This is a genomic window from Streptomyces sp. CB01249 (assembly GCF_001905735.1).
Taxonomy (GTDB): domain Bacteria; phylum Actinomycetota; class Actinomycetes; order Streptomycetales; family Streptomycetaceae; genus Streptomyces.
Window position 1 is genome coordinate 228,827 of record NZ_LISW01000002.1, and the last position, 17,846, is coordinate 246,672.

Annotated in this window: 18 protein-coding genes; 14 read left to right on the top strand and 4 right to left on the bottom strand. The window is 72.9% G+C overall.

What is annotated here, in order from left to right; translation table 11 throughout:
* Positions 1-213 precede the first annotated feature (213 nt).
* Positions 214-1,170, top strand: a complete 957-nt coding sequence (locus AMK18_RS09395; protein WP_018101470.1) for an EamA family transporter — start codon at positions 214-216, stop codon at positions 1,168-1,170.
* Between the two features lie 19 nt (positions 1,171-1,189).
* On the opposite strand, the gene AMK18_RS09400 is transcribed toward AMK18_RS09395, so the two are convergent.
* Entirely contained in the window at positions 1,190-1,603 is a 414-nt protein-coding gene (locus AMK18_RS09400) for a winged helix-turn-helix transcriptional regulator (RefSeq protein WP_198956971.1), read from the bottom strand.
* 153 nt (positions 1,604-1,756) lie between these two features.
* Here AMK18_RS09400 and AMK18_RS09405 point away from each other — a divergent pair, with 153 nt between their 5' ends.
* From AMK18_RS09405 to AMK18_RS09455, 11 genes are all read left to right on the top strand, one after another.
* On the top strand, positions 1,757-3,166 hold the full coding sequence (locus AMK18_RS09405; protein WP_073862469.1) for an MFS transporter: 1,410 nt from the start codon (positions 1,757-1,759) through the stop codon (positions 3,164-3,166).
* A 163-nt stretch (positions 3,167-3,329) separates the two neighbouring features.
* Complete coding sequence (locus AMK18_RS09410) at positions 3,330-3,533, top strand: hypothetical protein (protein ID WP_073862470.1); 204 nt, start codon at positions 3,330-3,332, stop codon at positions 3,531-3,533.
* A 122-nt stretch (positions 3,534-3,655) separates the two neighbouring features.
* Complete coding sequence (locus tag AMK18_RS09415; RefSeq protein ID WP_073862471.1) at positions 3,656-4,450, top strand: TIGR03084 family metal-binding protein; 795 nt, start codon at positions 3,656-3,658, stop codon at positions 4,448-4,450.
* Positions 4,447-6,162, top strand: coding sequence for an acyclic terpene utilization AtuA family protein (locus AMK18_RS09420; RefSeq protein ID WP_073862472.1), 1,716 nt, complete (start codon positions 4,447-4,449; stop codon positions 6,160-6,162). The genes AMK18_RS09415 and AMK18_RS09420 overlap by 4 nt, the downstream gene beginning before the upstream one ends.
* Positions 6,159-7,757: an acyl-CoA carboxylase subunit beta gene (locus tag AMK18_RS09425; RefSeq protein ID WP_018101463.1), complete on the top strand. Its 1,599-nt coding sequence runs from the start codon at positions 6,159-6,161 to the stop codon at positions 7,755-7,757. Before AMK18_RS09420 ends, AMK18_RS09425 begins: the two co-directional genes overlap by 4 nt.
* An 11-nt stretch (positions 7,758-7,768) precedes the next feature.
* A complete protein-coding gene (locus AMK18_RS09430; RefSeq protein ID WP_073862473.1) occupies positions 7,769-9,730 on the top strand; it encodes an acetyl/propionyl/methylcrotonyl-CoA carboxylase subunit alpha in 1,962 nt (653 codons plus the stop codon).
* Positions 9,727-10,887, top strand: a complete 1,161-nt coding sequence (locus AMK18_RS09435) for an acyl-CoA dehydrogenase family protein (RefSeq protein ID WP_073862474.1) — start codon at positions 9,727-9,729, stop codon at positions 10,885-10,887. The genes AMK18_RS09430 and AMK18_RS09435 overlap by 4 nt, the downstream gene beginning before the upstream one ends.
* A 69-nt stretch (positions 10,888-10,956) precedes the next feature.
* Entirely contained in the window at positions 10,957-12,543 is a 1,587-nt protein-coding gene (locus AMK18_RS09440) for an AMP-binding protein (RefSeq protein WP_073862475.1), read from the top strand.
* Between the two features lie 77 nt (positions 12,544-12,620).
* Positions 12,621-13,151: a signal peptidase II gene (gene lspA, locus AMK18_RS09445; RefSeq protein ID WP_073862476.1), complete on the top strand. Its 531-nt coding sequence runs from the start codon at positions 12,621-12,623 to the stop codon at positions 13,149-13,151.
* A gap of 85 nt (positions 13,152-13,236) precedes the next feature.
* Entirely contained in the window at positions 13,237-13,695 is a 459-nt protein-coding gene (locus AMK18_RS09450) for a type II toxin-antitoxin system Phd/YefM family antitoxin (RefSeq protein ID WP_018101458.1), read from the top strand.
* A gap of 2 nt (positions 13,696-13,697) precedes the next feature.
* Complete coding sequence (locus tag AMK18_RS09455) at positions 13,698-14,048, top strand: hypothetical protein (protein WP_198956972.1); 351 nt, start codon at positions 13,698-13,700, stop codon at positions 14,046-14,048.
* Between the two features lie 201 nt (positions 14,049-14,249).
* Here AMK18_RS09455 and AMK18_RS34860 read toward each other — a convergent pair whose 3' ends face one another.
* Complete coding sequence (locus AMK18_RS34860) at positions 14,250-14,405, bottom strand: hypothetical protein (RefSeq protein ID WP_198956973.1); 156 nt, start codon at positions 14,403-14,405, stop codon at positions 14,250-14,252.
* On the opposite strand from AMK18_RS34860, the gene AMK18_RS09465 reads away from it, so the two are divergent.
* Positions 14,404-15,183 (top strand): dienelactone hydrolase family protein, encoded by a 780-nt coding sequence (locus AMK18_RS09465; RefSeq protein ID WP_073862479.1) that lies wholly within the window; start codon positions 14,404-14,406, stop codon positions 15,181-15,183. The genes AMK18_RS34860 and AMK18_RS09465 overlap by 2 nt on opposite strands.
* Here AMK18_RS09465 and AMK18_RS09470 read toward each other — a convergent pair.
* Together AMK18_RS09470 and AMK18_RS09475 are read right to left on the bottom strand one after the other, a co-directional pair.
* The gene (locus AMK18_RS09470; RefSeq protein ID WP_073862480.1) at positions 15,127-16,308 is read right to left on the bottom strand and encodes a lanthionine synthetase LanC family protein; all 1,182 of its coding nucleotides are present in this window, start codon (positions 16,306-16,308) and stop codon (positions 15,127-15,129) included. The genes AMK18_RS09465 and AMK18_RS09470 overlap by 57 nt on opposite strands.
* Before the next feature lie 56 nt (positions 16,309-16,364).
* Positions 16,365-16,811 (bottom strand): MerR family transcriptional regulator, encoded by a 447-nt coding sequence (locus tag AMK18_RS09475; protein WP_073862481.1) that lies wholly within the window; start codon positions 16,809-16,811, stop codon positions 16,365-16,367.
* A gap of 54 nt (positions 16,812-16,865) precedes the next feature.
* Here AMK18_RS09475 and AMK18_RS09480 point away from each other — a divergent pair, with 54 nt between their 5' ends.
* Positions 16,866-17,831: an SDR family NAD(P)-dependent oxidoreductase gene (locus tag AMK18_RS09480; protein ID WP_073862482.1), complete on the top strand. Its 966-nt coding sequence runs from the start codon at positions 16,866-16,868 to the stop codon at positions 17,829-17,831.
* Positions 17,832-17,846 lie beyond the last annotated feature (15 nt).

Sequence of the window (17,846 nt, forward strand, 5' to 3'; positions counted from 1 at the left end):
TTCGGACCTGTGTGACGTGAGCGACAAACGTGACTAGTGGAACAGGAGATTCCCAGTTAAGTCCCCGTCACTATATGAGAATTGACGATCCCTTTGGGAAGAGCTTGTGGTGGGACCTGTTCTGTTTCTGATTTCAACTTGTCAATTTCTGACCGTTAACCTGGCTGGTGAGGCAATACCGCACGTTTCAGGAGTCAGAAGGGCAGGCCCCCGGTGAACCACCAGACCGCCGCCGCAGAACCGGCCGCAGCCGCTGCCGTCGCCGTGCCGGAGGTGGTCGCCTCCCCGGCGCTCGGCGGTCCGGAGCGCCCCGGCGGGCGGCGGGCCGCGCTCGCCCCGGTCGCGCTGGTGGTCGCGGGCGCGCTGTCCGTGCAGTTCGGCGCCGCCATCGCGGTGCTGCTGATGCCCCGGGCCGGGGCGCTCGGGGTCGTCACGCTGCGGCTGGCCGCCGCCGCGCTCGTCCTGCTCGTCGTCTGCCGGCCGAAGCTGCGCGGCCACTCGCGGGCCGACTGGGGCACCGTCGTCGCCTTCGGTATCGCCATGGGCGGCATGAACACGCTGTTCTACCAGGCCGCCGACCGCATTCCGCTCGGCGCCGCCGTCACCCTCGAAGTGCTCGGCCCGCTCGCCCTGTCCGTGATCGCCTCGCGCCGCCTGGTCAACGTCGTCTGGGCGGCCCTCGCCCTCGGCGGCGTCGTCCTGCTCAGCGGCGGAGGCTTCGACCGGCTCGACCCGGTGGGCGCCGCCTACGCGCTGGGGGCCGGGGTGATGTGGGCGGCGTACATCGTCTTCAGCGCCCGCACCGGCCGCCGCTTCCCGCAGGCCGACGGCCTCGCCCTGGCGATGGTGGTCGCCGCGCTCCTCTCGCTGCCCCTCGGCATCATGGACGCGGGCTCCAAGCTCCTCGTCCCCACGACGCTCGGGCTCGGCGCGGCCGTCGCGCTGCTCAGCTCCGTGCTCCCGTACACCCTGGAACTCATCGCGCTGCGCCGCCTGCCCGCGCCCACCTTCGCCATCCTGATGAGCCTGGAACCCGCGATCGCCGCCATGGCCGGATTCCTCATCCTCCATCAGGCCCTGTCCCTGACGGACGCCCTCGCCATCGCCCTGGTCATCGGGGCGAGCATGGGGGCGGTACGGAGTCAGGTGCGGGGGGTCGCGAAGCGGTAGGCCCGGCGGCGGCGGCCGGTCAGGACGCCGCCGTGCCGCCTGTGCCGCCCGTGCCCGTGCCGCCCGCGTCGTACGCGGCGCGGGCCGCCGTGATGTCCGTCCGGTGGCGCTCCGCCCAGCCGACGAGCCCGGTGAGGGTCGCGTGCAGCTCGCGGGCCATCGGGGTGAGGCTGTACTCCACCTTGGGCGGCACGGTCGGATACACGGTCCGGATCAGCAGCCCGTCGCGCTCCAGCTTGCGCAGGTTCAGCGTGAGCATCCGGCGGCTGATGCCCGTGATCGCCCGCTCCAGCTCGGTGAACCGGACCGGCCCGTGCGCCGCCGCGACCAGAATCCCGATGCTCCACTTGCCCGCCACGTGGTCGAGGACCTCGGTGAGCGGGCACGCCTCGCCGATGACCTGGTCGGACACATCGGTGTGACTGCGTGACATGAAAGTGCCTCCTTACGCCACGGCTGATGGTTACAGAGGATGACGCCTGTAACAAGTCGTGCACCTTTGGAGGCAGTCGCCGTGTCGAGAAGCCAAGCATCCGCCCCGTCCTCCCGTTGGCGCGCCCTCGCGGTCCTGTGCGCGGGGCAGCTGATGGTCATCCTGGACGGGACCGTCGTCAACGTGGCGCTCCCCGCCGTCCAGCGCGACCTCGGCTTCTCGCCGTCGGCCCTGGCCTGGGTGGTCAACATCTACCTCGTCCCCTTCGGCGGTCTGCTGCTGCTCTCCGGCCGCCTGGGCGACCTCGTCGGACGCAAGCGCGTCTTCGTCGCCGGGCTCGCCCTCTTCACGGCGGCCTCGCTGCTGTGCGGCGTCTCCCAGGGACCGGCGATGCTCCTCGCCGCCCGGTTCGTCCAAGGTGTCGGCGGCGCGGTGACGTCGGCCGGGACGCTCGGCATGGTGGTGACCCTGTTCCCGGAGGCCAGGGAGCGGGCGAAGGCCATCGGCGTCTACAGCTTCGTCCAGTCCGCCGGAGGCTCGCTCGGCCTCCTCGCGGGCGGCGTCCTCACGCAGGCCCTCAGCTGGCACTGGATCTTCGTCGTCAACGTGCCGATCGGGGTCGCCGCCGTACTCGCCGCCGGACGCGTCCTCGCCCCCGAACGCGGGGTCGGGCTCGGGCGGGGCACCGATGCCGCGGGCGCGCTCCTGGTCACCGCCGCCCTGATGCTCGGCGTCTACGCGATCGTCGGGACTGCCGCGCACGGCTGGGCCTCCGGCCGCACGCTGGGCCTCGGCGCCGCCGCCCTCGCCCTGCTGCTCGGCTTTGTCGTACGTCAGGCGAGGGCGGCCCACCCGCTGCTTCCGCTGCGTGTGTTCCGGTCGCGGGTGGTCGCGGGGGCGATGGGGATCCAGGCGCTGATGGTGGCCGGGATGTTCAGCTTCCAGTTCCTGTGCGTGCTGTACGTGCAGAAGGTGCTCGGCTACGACGAGATCCACACCGGCCTCGGGCTCTTCCCGGTCTCCGTCGCCATCGGGGCCCTGTCCCTCGGCCTCGCGCCCGCGCTGATCGCCCGCTTCGGCCCGCGCACGGTCCTGCTGCCGGGGCTCGCGCTCATCGCGGCGGGGCTCGCGGTGCTGGGGCGCGTACCGGCGGACGGGAGTTACGCGGCGGACGTCCTCCCGGCCCTGCTGCCGCTGGGCATCGGCTTCGGCCTCGCGATGCCGTCGCTGGCCACGCTCGCGATGTCCGGGGCGACGCCGGAGGACTCGGGCATCGCGTCCGGCATGTTCAACACCATGCAGCAGATCGGCAGCGCGTTCGGCCTGGCGGTCCTCAGCACCCTCGCCACCGCGCACACGGACACGCTGCTCGGCGGGGGCGCGAGCCCGGTGGAGGCCCTGACCTCCGGCTACCGGCTCGCCTTCCGCGTGGGCGCCGGGCTCGTCACCGTGGCCCTGGTCCTTGCGGCGGTACTGCTGCGGAACGCGGCCGTGCCGCGGGTCGCCTCCCGGGAGGCGGAGCCGGTGTCGGAGGCGAAGGGACCCCGCCAGCCCGCTCGTTGAGCCGTGGGCCCCGGGGCGCCGGGCAACCGGCGCCCCGCATCATGGGTCCATGGACACCCCGCCCGCCGAGTGGATCACCGTCGCCGCCTACGAGAACCTGCCGGGCCGCCTCCCGCCGATGGCGGCCGTGCGCGGTTGACTGCGGGACCGGGGCATCGACTGGATGCCCTTCGCGCCGGGGGAGATCCAGGTGGACCTGGCCTGCGGCATCGGGCCCGACGGGCACTGGCGCGGCTGGTTCGACGTCCAAGTGCGCGCCGACGCGCTGCGGCCGCTCGGACTGCATCCCGACCAGCCGTCGTCCCGGGTGACCGGCGCCTCCCCGCCCCGCTGGTGGCATGCCGACGCCGAGCGGCGCGCCCGCTGACCGGAGCGCGGGGCCGACTCCCGCCGGGCCTGTCATAAAAAAATCATGCACGCTTGCTTGATTGTTCGCCGCCGCGCTGGCAGGCTCCCGGGCACGCCGTCACGCCCCGAGGGGAGCGCACCGTGTCCGATGCCTCAGCCGTGCTGGATGATCTGCGCAGCGAGAGCCTGGAGTGCGACCTGCTCGTCGCCGGGGCGAGCGCGAGACAGTGGGCGGGGGAGACCCCGGCCGAGGGGTGGACGCTCGCCCATCAGATCGCGCACCTGAGCTGGACGGACGACGTCGCGCTGATCTCCGTCACCGACCCCGGCCGCTTCGGGGACGAGGTGGCGAAGGCCATGGAGGACCCCGAGGGCTTCGTGGACCGGGCCGCCGGGGAGATCGTCGCCGCGTATCCGCCGGACGCGCTGCTCGTCCGCTGGCGCGAGGGCCGGGAGCGCTTGCAGGAGGCCCTGCGCGCGGCGCCCGCCGGGGCGAAGTTCCCCTGGTACGGGCCGCCGATGAGCGTCGCCTCCATGGCGACCGGGCGGCTGATGGAGACCTGGGCGCACGGCCAGGACATCGCCGACGCCCTCGGGGTCACCCGCACCCCGACCGCCCGGCTGCGCCACGTGGCCCGGATCGGGGTCCGGGCCCGCGACTACGCCTACTTCGTACGGGGCAAGCAACCGCCCGCCGAGGAGTTCCGGGTGGAACTGACCGCGCCCGGCGGCGAGTTGATCACGTACGGCCCCGAGGATGCCGGCCAGCGGGTCACCGGGCCGCTGCACGACTTCTGCCTGCTCGTCACGCAGCGCGCCCACCGCGACGACCTGGCGGTGCGCGCGGAGGGAGCGGACGCCGACGCCTGGCTGTCGATCGCGCAGGCGTTCGCGGGGCCCGCGGGGGCGGGGCGGCCGCCGAAGGGGGACCGATGACGGAGCCCGCGGGTCTCGCGCCCGCGCCCCTCCGGATAGGCAACGCCTCCGGGTTCTACGGCGACCGCTTCGACGCCCTGCGCGAGATGCTGACCGGCGGCCCGCTCGACGTCCTCACCGGCGACTATCTCGCCGAGCTGACGATGCTCATCCTCGGCCGCAGCCGCCTCAAGGACCCGGCGCGCGGCTACGCCTCCACGTTCCTGCGGCAGTTGGAGGACGGCCTCGGGCTGGCCCGCGAACGCGGGGTGCGGATCGTCACCAACGCGGGTGGCCTGAACCCGGCCGGGCTCGCCGACGCGATCCGGGAGCTGGCCGTGAAGGTCGGCGTGCCGGTGCGGGTCGCTCATGTGGAGGGCGACAACATCCCCGTACCGGAGGGCTTCCTCACGGCCAACGCGTACCTTGGTGGGGCAGGCATCGCGGCTTGCCTGCGGGCCGGTGCCGAGGTCGTCGTCACCGGCCGGGTGACCGACGCCGCCCTCGTCACCGGCCCAGCCGCCGCCCACTTCGGCTGGGGCCCCGAGGACCACGACGCGCTCGCCGGGGCCGTCGTCGCCGGGCACGTCCTGGAGTGCGGTACGCAGGCCACCGGCGGCAACTACGCCTTCTTCCGCGACCACGACATCCGCCGCCCCGGCTTCCCGGTCGCGGAGATCCACGCGGACGGCAGCTCCGTCATCACCAAGCACGACGGCACCGGGGGCGTCGTGGACCTCGGCACGGTCACCGCGCAACTCCTCTACGAGACCGGCGGCGCCCGGTACGCGGGCCCCGACGTCACCGCCCGGCTCGACACCGTACGGCTGACGCAGGAGGGGCCGGACCGGGTCCGGATCTCCGGCGTACGCGGGGAGGCCCCGCCGCCCACGCTCAAGGCCGGGCTGACCCGGCTCGGCGGCTGGCGCAACGAAGTCGTCTTCGTACTCACCGGTCTCGACATCGAGGCCAAGGCGGCGCTTGTCCGGGACCAGTTCGCGGACGTCTTCGCGCGCGCCGGACGGGAGCCCGGGGAAGTCCGCTGGGAGCTGGCCCGTACCGACAGGCCCGACGCCGACACCGAGGAGACCGCCAGCGCCCTGCTCCGGCTGGTCGTCCGGGACCCCGAACAGGAGCCCGTGGGACGCGCGTTGACCGGCGCGGCGATCGAGCTGGCCCTCGGCAGCTACCCCGGCTTCCACGTCACCGCCCCGCCCGGGAAGGGCGCGCCGTACGGGGTGTTCGAGGCGCGGTACGTACCGGCGGAGGACGTGGAGCACGTGGCCGTACTGCCGGACGGGACGCGCCGCGTCGTCGAAGCGCCTGTGCGGACGCAGCCGCTGTGTGACGTCGAACTGCCTCCGCTGCCACCGCCGTTGGAGCCCGGGCCGGTCGTGCGCGCCCCCCTCGGCCGCGTCGCCGGGGCCCGGAGCGGGGACAAGGGCGGGGACGCCAACGTCGGGGTGTGGGTCCGGGGCGAGGACGCGTGGCGCTGGCTGGCGCACGAGCTCACCGTCGACCGCTTCCGCGCGCTCCTCCCGGAGACCGACGGGCTCACCGTCGTACGCCATGTCCTGCCCAACCTGCGGGCGTTGAACTTCACCGTGCACGGGCTGCTCGGCGAAGGCGTCGCCGCGCAGCACCGTTTCGACCCGCAGGCCAAGGCGCTGGGCGAGTGGCTGCGCGCTCGTCACCTGGAGATGCCCGTGACCCTTCTGGAGGTGCCCGCATGACCGTCCTGCCCACCGGGCTCGACACCGCGAGCCCCGACTACGCGGCCAACCGGGCCGCCATGCTCGACAAGCTGACCGAGCTGGAGGCCGCGCACGCCAAGGCGCTGGAGGGCGGCGGCGAGAAGTACGTCGAGCGGCACCGGGGGCGCGGCAAGCTGCTCGCCCGCGAGCGCATCGAGCTGCTGCTCGACCCGGACACACCGTTCCTGGAGCTGTCGCCGCTCGCCGCCTGGGGCAGTGAGTACGCGGTCGGGGCCTCGCTCGTCACCGGGATCGGGGTGGTGGAGGGCGTGGAGTGCCTGATCACCGCCAACGACCCGACCGTACGCGGTGGGGCATCGAACCCGTGGACGCTGAAGAAGGCGCTGCGGGCCAACGAGATCGCCTTCGCCAACCGGCTGCCGGTCATCAGCCTGGTCGAGTCCGGCGGCGCGGACCTGCCGTCGCAGAAGGAGATCTTCATCCCCGGCGGCGCGCTCTTCCGCGACCTCACGCGGCTCTCCGCCGCCGGAATCCCCACCGTCGCCGTGGTCTTCGGCAACTCGACCGCCGGAGGCGCGTACGTCCCCGGCATGTCCGACCACACCGTGATGATCCAGGAACGCTCGAAGGTCTTCCTGGGCGGACCGCCCCTCGTCAAGATGGCGACCGGTGAGGAGAGCGACGACGAATCGCTCGGCGGTGCCGCGATGCACGCCCGCACGTCCGGGCTCGCGGACCACTTCGCCGTGGACGAGCCGGACGCGCTGCGCCAGGCCCGCCGCATCGTCGCACGCCTCAACTGGCGCAAGGCGCACGCCGATCCGGGCCCCGCCGAGCCGCCCAAGTACGACGAGGACGAGCTCATCGGCATCGTGCCGGGGGACCTCAAGGTGCCGTTCGACCCGCGCGAGGTCATCGCCCGGCTGGTCGACGGCTCGGACTTCGACGCGTTCAAACCGCTGTACGGGACGAGCCTGGTCACCGGCTGGGCGCGGCTGCACGGCTACCCGGTCGGCATCCTCGCCAACGCGCAGGGCGTCCTCTTCAGCGAGGAGTCGCAGAAGGCCGCGCAGTTCATCCAGCTCGCCAACCAGCGCGACATCCCGCTGCTCTTCCTGCACAACACCACCGGCTACATGGTCGGCAAGGAGTACGAGCAGGGCGGCATCATCAAGCACGGCGCGATGATGATCAACGCCGTCTCGAACTCCAAGGTCCCGCACCTGTCGGTCCTGATGGGCGCCTCCTACGGCGCCGGGCACTACGGCATGTGCGGCCGCGCCTACGACCCGCGCTTCCTGTTCGCCTGGCCCGGCAGCAAGTCCGCCGTCATGGGTCCGCAGCAGCTCGCCGGGGTGCTCTCCATCGTCGCCCGCGCCTCGGCCGCCGCGAAGGGCCGCCCGTACGACGACGAGGCGGACGCCGCCCTGCGCGCGATGGTCGAGCAGCAGATCGAGTCCGAGTCCCTGCCGATGTTCCTGTCCGGGCGGCTGTACGACGACGGGGTCATCGACCCGCGCGACACCCGGACCGTCCTCGGCCTGTGCCTGTCCGCCATCCACACCGCACCGGTCGAGGGCGCCCGGGGCGGCTTCGGCGTCTTCCGGATGTGAGGGAGCTCCACGTGATCAACAGTCTGCTCGTCGCCAACCGGGGCGAGATCGCCTGCCGGATCTTCCGCACCTGCCGGGCCCTCGGCATCGCCACCGTCGCCGTGTACTCCGACGCGGACGCCGGTGCGCTGCACGTCCGGGAGGCCGACACCGCCGTACGGCTGCCGGGCGCGGCCCCCGCCGACACGTATCTGCGCGGCGATCTCGTCGTGGCCGCCGCGCTCGCGGCCGGGGCGGACGCCGTGCACCCCGGCTACGGGTTCCTCTCCGAGAACGCTGACTTCGCCGCCGCCGTGCAGGACGCCGGGCTGCGGTGGATCGGGCCGCCCGTCAAGGCGATCGAGCTGATGGCGTCCAAGACCCGCGCCAAGGAGCTGATGGCCGCCGCCGGGGTGCCGCTCCTCGCGCCCGTGGACCCGGCCGCCGCGACAGCCGAGGACCTGCCGCTGCTGCTGAAGGCGGCGGCCGGTGGCGGCGGGCGCGGGATGCGGATCGTCCGGGAACTGGTCGATCTGCCGGGTGAGTTGACCGCCGCCGGGGCCGAGGCGCTGTCCGCGTTCGGGGACGGCGAGGTGTTCGCCGAGCCGTACGTGGAACGCGGCCGGCACGTCGAGGTCCAGGTCATGGCCGACGAGCACGACGGGGTGTGGGCGCTCGGGACCCGGGACTGCTCGCTCCAGCGGCGGCACCAGAAGGTCATCGAGGAGGCGCCCGCGCCGGGCCTGCCGGACGAGCTGCGGGAGCGGCTGCACGAGGCGGCGGTGGCGGCCGCCCGGGCCGTGGGCTACCGGGGGGCCGGGACCGTGGAGTTCCTGGTCGCACCCGGCGGGCGGCCGTACTTCCTGGAGATGAACACGCGGCTTCAGGTGGAGCACCCGGTGACCGAGGAGGTGTTCGGGCTCGACCTCGTCGCGCTCCAGCTCCGGATCGCGGAGGGCGAGCCGCTGCCGGCCGCCGAGCCCCCGTCGCCTTCCGGGCACGCCGTGGAGGCCCGGCTGTACGCGGAGGACCCGGCGCGAGACTGGCAGCCGCAGACCGGAGCACTGCTCTCGCTGGACGTGCCGGGAGTGCGCCTCGACACCGGGTACACCGGCGGCGACACGATCGGCGTGCACTACGACCCGATGATCGCCAAGGTGATCGCCCGGGCCCCGACCAGGGCCGAGGCGGTGCGGCTGCTCGCCCGCGCGCTGGAACGGGCGCGCATCCACGGGCCGGTGACCAACCGGGACCTACTCGTCCGGTCGTTGCGCCACCCGGACTTCGTGGGCGGGCGGCTGGACACCGGGTTCTACGACCGGCACCTGCCGGAGCTGACCCGCGCCCCGGACGCAGCCGCGACCCGGCTCGCGGCCACCGCCGCCGCCGTGGCCGAGGCGGCCCGTAACGCCACCTCCGCCACCAGGGGCGGCTTCACCCGCTTCGGCGCCTGGCGCAACCTCCCCTCGCAGCCCCAGCTCCGCCGCTACCGCAGCGAACCGGACGGCGGCGAGCACGAGATCACGTACCGCCCGACCCGCGACGGCGGCCTCACCGTCGGCACCGACGGCATCCGCGTCGTGTCGGCGGGCCGCGCCCGCGTCACCCTCGAACACGACGGCGTCACAAGGCACTTCGACGTCTTCCCGGCCGACGGCAAGGTCCACGTCGACACCGCCTCCGGCGCGTACACCTTCACCGCCCTGCCCCGCTTCACCGACCCGGCCGACCGCACCGAACCCGGTTCGCTGCTCGCGCCCATGCCCGGCACGGTGGTCCGCCTCGCGGACGGCCTCGCGGAGGGGGCGGACGTGGTGGCCGGGCAGCCGCTGATCTGGCTGGAGGCGATGAAGATGGAGCACCGCATCCTCGCCCCCGCCTCCGGCACCCTCACCGCTTTGCACGCCGCGCCCGGCCTCCAGGTGGAGGTCGGCGCCCTGCTCGCCGTAGTCACCGAATCATCCACGGACCCTTCTGAGGAGCAGCCCGCATGAGCACCGTCCTCGAAACCGAAGAGCACCAGGCCCTGCGCGCCGCCGTCGCCGCCCTCGGGAAGCGGTACGGGCGGGAGTACATGCAGTCCCTCGTCAGCGAGGGCGCCCACCCCCGCGAGCTGTGGGCCGAGGCCGCGAAGGCGGGCTTCCTCGGCGTGAACCTCCCCGAGGAGTACGGCGGCGGGGGCGCGGGCATGGCGGAGCTGTCCATCGTCCTCGAAGAGCTGGGCGCCTCCGGCTCGCCGCTCCTGATGATGATCGTGTCGCCCGCGATCTGCGGCACGGTGATATCCCGCTTCGGCACGGAGGAGCAGAAGCGGCAGTGGCTCCCCGGGCTCGCCGACGGCTCCCTCACCATGGCGTTCGGCATCACCGAGCCGGACGCCGGTTCCAATTCGCACCGCATCACGACCACGGCGCGCCGGGACGGCGGCGACTGGCTGCTCACCGGCCGCAAGGTGTTCGTGTCCGGCGTGGACATCGCGGACGCCACGCTGATCGTCGGCCGCACGGAGGACGCGCGGACCGGCAAGCTCAAGGCGTGCCTGTTCATCGTCCCGCGCGAGACGCCCGGCTTCCAGCGCAATCAGATCGACATGGAGGTCCACGCCCCGGAGAAGCAGTTCGAACTGGTCCTGGACGATGTGCGGCTGCCCGCCGAGGCGCTGGTGGGGGATGAGGACGCGGGGCTGCTCCAGCTCTTCGCCGGGCTCAACCCGGAGCGCATCATGACCGCGGCTTTCGGTATCGGCATGGGGCGTTACGCGCTCGGCCGGGCGGTCGAGTACGCGAAGACGCGCCAGGTCTGGAAGGAGCCCATCGGCGCCCACCAGGCCATCGCCCACCCGCTGGCCCAGGCCCACATCGAACTCGAACTGGCCCGCCTGATGATGCAGAAGGCCGCCCGGCTGTACGACGCGGGCGACGACTTCGGCGCGGGCGAGGCGGCGAACATGGCGAAGTACGCGGCGGGCGAGGCGTGCGTGAGGGCGGTGGACCAGGCGGTGCACACGCTGGGCGGCAACGGGCTCACCCGCGAGTACGGGCTGGCCTCGCTGATCACGGGGGCGCGGGTGGCGCGGATCGCCCCGGTCAGCCGGGAAATGATCCTGAACTACGTATCCCACCAGACCCTGGGACTCCCCAAGTCGTACTGAGAGGCGCACAGTTGCCCGTACGCACGCGAGAGGCCGCCGCCCCCACCGCACCGAAGGGACCGACCCAGCATGGCGCACGTGTTCCGCAGCGATTACCCCGACGTACAGCCGCTCGACGCCGCCATCCACGACGCGGTGCTCGGGCACGCCACCGAGCGGTTCGGCGAGACCGTCGCCCTGATCGACGGCACCGACGAGAGCAGCCGCCTCACCTACGCGCAGCTCGACGCCTTCCACCGCAGGATCGCGGCCGGACTCGCGGCCGCCGGGCTGGTCAAGGGCGACGTGCTCGCCCTGCACAGCCCGAACACCATCGCGTACCCGGCCGTCTTCCACGCCGCGACGCGGGCGGGCGCCACGGTCACGACGGTGCACCCGCTGGCCACGGCGGAGGAGTTCGCGAAGCAGCTCCGCGACTCCTCCGCGCGCTGGATCGTCACGGTGTCCCCGCTGCTCGCGGTCGCGCGCCGGGCGGCCGAACTCGTGGGCGGCATCGAGGAGGTGTTCGTCTGCGACCACGCGGAGGGGCACGCCTCGCTCCTGGACATGCTCACCACGACCGCCCCGGAACCGATGGTGACCGTGGACCCGGCGGAGGACGTCGCGGCCCTCCCGTACTCCTCGGGCACGACGGGCGCGCCGAAGGGCGTCATGCTGACGCACCGGTCGATGGCGACGAACCTGGAACAGCTGGTCCCGTTCGTGCCGTTGGGGGAGGGCCACCGCATCCTGGCGGTCCTCCCCTTCTTCCACATCTACGGCCTGACGGCCCTGATGAACGCCCCCCTGCGCCACGGCGCCACGGTCGTCGTCCTCCCGCGCTTCGACCTCGCGCAGTTCCTGGCGGCGATCGAGACGCACCGCATCAACGGCCTGTACGTGGCTCCGCCGATCGTCCTGGCCCTCGCGAAGCACCCGGTGGTCGACCGCTACGACCTGTCCTCGCTGGAGTACATCGTCAGCGCCGCCGCCCCGCTGGACGCGGACCTGGCCACCGCCTGCTCCCGCCGCCTCGGGCTGCCGCCGGTCCGCCAGGCGTACGGGATGACGGAGCTGTCCCCGGGCACGCACGTCGTCCCGCTCGCCGCCGAGAACCCGCCGCCGGGGGCCGTCGGCACGCTGCTCCCGAACACAGAGATGCGCATCGTGTCCCTGGACGACCCGTCCGCCGACGCCCCGGCCGGGGAGCCCGGCGAGATCCTGATCCGGGGCCCCCAGGTCATGAAGGGGTACCTGGGCCGCCCCGACGCGACCGCCGAGATGATCGACCCGGACGGCTGGGTGCACACCGGCGACGTCGGCCGGGTGGACGAGGCGGGCTGGCTCTTCGTGGTCGACCGCGTGAAGGAGCTCATCAAGTACAAGGGCTACCAGGTCGCCCCCGCGGAGCTGGAAGCGCTGCTGCTCGGCCACGAGGGGGTGGCGGACGCGGCGGTGATCGGCGTCCAGGACCCCGACGGCAACGAGATCCCGAAGGCCTACGTGGTCCGGGGCGCGGGTGCGCCGGTGACGGCGGAGGACCTGATGGCGTGGGTGACGGAGCGGGTGGCCCCGTACAAGAAGGTCCGGGCGGTCGAATTCATCGAGACGGTGCCCCGGGCGGCGTCGGGCAAGATCCTCCGCCGGGAGCTGCGGGACCGGGCGGGCGGACGGTGACGGGGAGCCCCTGAGCGGGATACGTTCCCTGCCGGGAGCGTGCCGTCCGTGGTGCGACGAGGGCCGGGAGGGCGAGCATGCCGGACGTGACGACAAGTGTGCGCAGGCGCGCCTACCTGCTGTGGGCGGTCGCGGCCCTCGCGTACGCCGTCGACCTCGGGACCAAGCTCGCGGTGGTCGCGAAGCTCGAAGGCCGTACGACCGTGTCGGTGCTCGGGGACTGGCTGGTGCTCCGCGTCCAGCGCAACCCCGGCGCCGCCTTCGGCATGGGCGCGGCGACGACGATCGTCTTCACCCTGGTCGCCACGGCCGTGGTCGTCGTCGTGATCCGCTCCTCACGCCGCCTGGCCAGCACCCCGTGGGCCGTCGCCCTCGGCCTGCTCCTCGGCGGCGCCCTCGGCAACCTCACCGACCGCGTCTTCCGCACCCCCGGCGACTTCCAGGGCGCGGTGGTCGACTTCATCGCGGTCCGCGACTTCAGCGTGATGAACCTGGCCGACTGGGCGATCACCTGCGGCTGCGGACTGGCCGTGGTGCTGTCGTTCCGGGGGGCGCCGGCTACGGGGACGACGGGGGCTTCCGCCGAGGCGGGGGCGCGGGAGGCTTAGGAGCGGGGGCTGAGGTCACCCTGTCGGGGTGCCGGATCGCCGCGCTCCCCTGGACTTCCGAATACGTTCCGAATACCCTCGGTGTATGACCATCACAGCTGGCCTCTCCGCCACGACCCGGCGCTCCTCGGACCTGAGCAAGCACCCGGCCGAGGTCTTCGCCGAGGCCGAGAATCACCCCGTCACGGTGACCCGCCGTGATGGTGCTGCGCTGGTCCTGATGTCCCAGCGAGAGGCAGAGGGCCGTGCCCGGCTGCTGGACTTCGCCGCGCAGCTCATCACTGTGACGCTGGACGAGGGCGGGCCGCTCTCCGCGCGCATGGCCAAGGCTTTCCCCTGGATGCTCGCGCTGTCGCCGTCCGACCGGGAGTCCTGCGCGCAGGACCTGGTTGATGCCGCGCGTGCGTCCTTCGCTACCAATCAGCCGCATCTGGCGATCGCCGAGCTGACGTCCTGGAGAGAGACGGCTACGGCGGTGGCTGCGGGACTCGGCAGTGCCGAACCCGAATGGCTGGACGAGGACGAGAGCGTGGAGCGTCCCTGACCGTGGCCGCTGCGAAAAAGGGGGAGCTGGTCCCCCGGCCTCCGAGAAGGACCGAGTACGAGATCCGCTTCGCCACCGCCGACGCGCTGAAGGGGTGGCGGGATCTCGTCGCGACGATTCGCAATCAAATGACGGAGACGTGGGACTTCCTCACCCGGACACCCCTGTCCACGACGCCCACGAACTACCGGCTGAAGGGTGAGCTCGGGGCGGTCCGGCGAGGCGGCGCCACCCACGAGCGCTGGCAGCACAAGCCGACGGCGAAGGGCACCGCCCGCATCTGGTACTTCGTGGAGGGGCGCACGGTGTTCCTTGAACAGGTGCACACGAGTCACCCGAACGAGACGAAGTAGTACGGCGCCGTGCCGTCTCGACGCAGCCGGTGGCCGCGTCTGCCGGAGTCGGGCGAAAACAAGGTGCGCCGGGTGCGATGACGTTCCGCCCGAGCTGTTGGCGACGGGCGGCGGTCATCCCGACTGGCCGCAGATGCTGATCCGCGCGCTGATCTTCCGGCTCGTCGCGCACAGCGAGAACGTGGGGCCGCACGGGCGGGCTCATCCGGGTGAGGCGGACCGCTGTGCGAGGGCCGCCGCGGTCGTGGTGAGGCGGTCGGCGGCATTCCAGGGCGCGACCGACGGGAAGCCCGCGTCGTTCCGCCGGTGGTGAACCCCGGTCCGGGCGGGCTCGGTGCGGACTACGGTCCGTTTCATGACGACGGTTACCACGCGCACGGTCACGTACCCGGCCGACGGTCTGACGATGGTCGGGCACCTCGCGCTCCCGGCCGGTGACGGCCGCAGGCCCGGCGTGCTGCTCGGGCCGGAGGGCATGGGGCTCAGCGACGTCGAGCGGCGGCGGGCCGAGGCCCTGGCCGAGCTGGGTTACGTAGTGCTGGCCTTCGACCTGCACGGTGGGCGGTACCTGGGCGAGCCCGAGGAGATGCTGGCCCGTTGCCTGCCGCTGCTCGACGACCCCGAGCGGATGCGGGGCGTCGGTCACGCGGGGCTCGACGTGCTGCGCGCCGAGCCGAGGGCCGACCCCGACCGGATCGCTGCCATCGGCTACGGCACCGGCGGCATGATCGCGCTGGAACTCGGGCGCGACGGCGTCGACCTGCGTGCGATCGGGACCGTCAACGGACTGAGCGACGGCCGGCCGGGCGAGTCCGCGCGCATCCGCTGCCCGGTGTGGGCCGGGGTCGGGTCGGAGGACCCGATCATGGGCCCCGCGCAACGGGACGCGTTCACGGCCGATATGCGGTCCGCGGGCGTCGACTGGCGCTTCGTGGTCTACGGCGGCGCCCTGCACGCCTTCCACCACCCGCCGGTCGACCACACGACCCTTCCCGGCGTCGGGCACCACCCACGGCACGCGGAGCGCGCCTGGCGCGACGTCCTCGACCTGCTGGCCGAGTGCCTGCCCGTGCCGGATTCAGTGGGTGGGCGGGTGGTCCGGGAAGGGGACCGCGTACCGGGGATCGCGGTTTGACGTGATGCGGGCGTGGCGCAGGAGTTCGCGGATGATGCCGGCGTTGCCCATGGACCAGCCAGTGGTGGGAGCGAGGTCGCTCGGCGTCTCACGGTGCTCGAAGTTGGACCAGGAGATGCCGTTGTCATCGGTCCTCGCGCGGACCGCGAGGTCGGTGACGAGGACATCGGCGAAGTCGCCGCCGTCGCCTCGTTCGACCTGGCGGTCGCAGGCGAGGGCGAGGACCCCGGCGGTGCCGCAGCAGCGGCCGTTGTTGTCCCAGAAGCCGGGACGGATGCGTCGTGGAACGCCGGATTCGACCAGGGTGTGCCAGCAGCGGTCGACGAGGGCGGGCCAAGCGGAGTCGTCGGCCCGGATGTGGCTCAGCAGGCGGAACACCTGTGCGTCGCCGGCCGTGCCGTGGCACCAGCCGTAGCTGTGACGTTCGATCTTCTCGTGTTCCTGCTGCGGATCGGAGTGCGCGACGAGGAACCCGTCCGGGCCCGCCTCATCGCGCGCGACCACGTCGGCGGCGCCGGCCAGGGCGAGGTCGAGCAGATCGGGGCGGTCGGCGGCGCGTCCCACGGCGGCCAGCGCGTAGACGATGCCCAGGGTCCCGTGCGATATGTGGTGCAGACGCGGGACGGCGCCGGCCCGGATCTCCCACTGGACGCCGGCGGCGGTGGTTTCGGCGGTGCGCGCATAGCGGGCGACGGCCCGTTGGGCCAGATCGAGATCACCGCACTCCAGCGCGGCGAGCGCGATGCCGGCGTTGCCGACGATGAGTTCGTAGGAGTCGTTCCACCCTTCGCCGTCGAAGCGGGACCGGAGAACGTCCAGAGCACGGTCGGCGGCCGCCCCCGCCGCGGTGTCGCCGAGTGTCCGGTGCACGCCCCGCAACGCGACAGCCATCCCGGCGACCCCCGTGTACAGCCCGCTGTTCTCCCATTCGCCGACCACGGCGGCGACGCTGCGGGCACCACGCGAGGCCGCGTCCGCGTAGCGGTCGTCGGCGAAGTACCGCCATGCGTCGAGGAGAGCGGGCAGCACCCCCGACGTCCCGCTGTACAGGGTCGGTGTGACCTGCTCGGCAGCGAGGTTGTAGGGCCAGGCCAGACCGTGGCCGACGTCTCGGGCAGCCTTCATCAGCCACTCAAGCGCCCCGACGGCAAGTGACTCGGCGTCATGCGGTGCACCAGTAGTCATCGTTCGATATTTCCAGAGGCTTCCTCGGGCCTGCCCGTCGGGTCCCAGAGGCCGTCCGCCTTTCCGCGGGCCAGGTGGTCCGCGTAGACGCCGACCTTCCAGGTGATGACCGAGCGGCACTCCTCCAGGGCCGCGATCTGGGCGTCCACGCGTTGGCGGTGGGTGTCCAGGAGGTGGAGGCGCTCGGCCTCGTTGCCCGGGCCCTGGCGTACGAGGTCGGCGAACCGTTTCAGCTCGGCCAGGGGCATTCCGGATTCCCGCAGCTTCACGCAGATCAGCAGCCAGTCGACGTCGAGCGCGCTGTACCGGCGCCGGCCGCCGGAGGTGCGGTGCACCGGGCCCACGAGCAGGCCCTCGCGTTCGTAGAAGCGGAGGGCGTGGACGCCGAGGCCGGTGCGGGCGGAGACCTCGCCTATGCCCAGGGTGTCGGTGGTTGCTGCCATGCGGCGCAGCGTAGGACTTGATCTAGAGCGCGGTCCAGGTCGTAGCTTCGGCGTATGAACAGCATCGGACAGCAGCCGCTCGGCTCCCCCTTCTCCGCAGCCAGCACCGCCCAGGACGTCATCGCGGGCATCGACCTCTCCGGCCGGAACGCCGTCGTGACCGGCGGATACTCCGGGCTCGGGCTCGAAACCACCCGGGCGCTCGTCGCCGCCGGGGCACGGGTGGTCGTTCCGGCGCGGCGGCCCGACGTCGCCCGTGCCGCGCTCGCCGGGGTGGGCGGGGACGTCGAGGTCATCGCCATGGACCTGGCCGACCTCGGAACCGTACGGGCGGCGGCCGCGCACCTCCGCGAGACGCTGACCGGGCTCGACCTGCTCTTCGCCACCGCCGGGATCATGGCCACCCCGGAGCGACGCGTCGGGCCCGGGTGGGAGAGCCAGCTGGCGGTCAACCACTTCGGGCACTTCACCCTCGCCTGCGAGCTGTACCCGCTCCTGGCCGCCGGTGCCGGGGCGCGCGTCGTGGTCTACAGCTCCGGCGGCCACGGCATCACGGACTTCCGCCGGCACGATCCCCACTTCCGTACCGGATACGACAAGTGGCACGCGTACGGCCAGGCCAAGACGGCCAACGTGCTCTTCGCCGTGCACCTCGACGCCCTCGGCCGGGGCGACGGCGTGCGGGCCTTCGCGCTCCACCCCGGGGCGATCATCACCGGGTTGCAGCGGGACATGACGCTCCAGGAGCAGGTGGAGCGCGGATGGGTGGACGAGCACGGCAACGTGATCGGCGAGGGCTTCAAGACCGCCTCGCAGGGCGCCGCCACCGGCCTGTGGGCAGCCACGTCACCGCTGTTGGCGGACCGGGGCGGCGTGTATCTGGAGGACTGCGAGATCGCCTCCGTCACCGGGACCACGGGCGAGGGCGGCGTCCGCGCCTACGCGGTCGACCCCGACGCGGCGGCCCGGCTGTGGGAACTGTCCGTCGCGGCTACGGGGGTGGGGCCGGTCGGGGGGTAGTGCGGGGGCGCCCCA

Excerpts from the sequence above, each read along its gene's own strand:
- AMK18_RS09400 (WP_198956971.1), bottom strand. The coding sequence starts at position 1,603 with ATGTCACGCAGTCACACCGATGTGTCCGACCAGGTCATCGGCGAGGCG.
- AMK18_RS09405 (WP_073862469.1), top strand. The coding sequence starts at position 1,757 with ATGGTCATCCTGGACGGGACCGTCGTCAACGTGGCGCTCCCCGCCGTC.
- AMK18_RS09410 (WP_073862470.1), top strand. The coding sequence starts at position 3,330 with ATGCCCTTCGCGCCGGGGGAGATCCAGGTGGACCTGGCCTGCGGCATC.
- AMK18_RS09420 (WP_073862472.1), top strand. The coding sequence starts at position 4,447 with ATGACGGAGCCCGCGGGTCTCGCGCCCGCGCCCCTCCGGATAGGCAAC.
- AMK18_RS09425 (WP_018101463.1), top strand. The coding sequence starts at position 6,159 with ATGACCGTCCTGCCCACCGGGCTCGACACCGCGAGCCCCGACTACGCG.
- AMK18_RS09435 (WP_073862474.1), top strand. The coding sequence starts at position 9,727 with ATGAGCACCGTCCTCGAAACCGAAGAGCACCAGGCCCTGCGCGCCGCC.
- AMK18_RS09440 (WP_073862475.1), top strand. The coding sequence starts at position 10,957 with ATGGCGCACGTGTTCCGCAGCGATTACCCCGACGTACAGCCGCTCGAC.
- lspA (WP_073862476.1), top strand. The coding sequence starts at position 12,621 with ATGCCGGACGTGACGACAAGTGTGCGCAGGCGCGCCTACCTGCTGTGG.
- AMK18_RS09450 (WP_018101458.1), top strand. The coding sequence starts at position 13,237 with ATGACCATCACAGCTGGCCTCTCCGCCACGACCCGGCGCTCCTCGGAC.
- AMK18_RS09465 (WP_073862479.1), top strand. The coding sequence starts at position 14,404 with ATGACGACGGTTACCACGCGCACGGTCACGTACCCGGCCGACGGTCTG.
- AMK18_RS34860 (WP_198956973.1), bottom strand. The coding sequence starts at position 14,405 with ATGAAACGGACCGTAGTCCGCACCGAGCCCGCCCGGACCGGGGTTCAC.
- AMK18_RS09470 (WP_073862480.1), bottom strand. The coding sequence starts at position 16,308 with ATGAAGGCTGCCCGAGACGTCGGCCACGGTCTGGCCTGGCCCTACAAC.
- AMK18_RS09475 (WP_073862481.1), bottom strand. The coding sequence starts at position 16,811 with ATGGCAGCAACCACCGACACCCTGGGCATAGGCGAGGTCTCCGCCCGC.
- AMK18_RS09480 (WP_073862482.1), top strand. The coding sequence starts at position 16,866 with ATGAACAGCATCGGACAGCAGCCGCTCGGCTCCCCCTTCTCCGCAGCC.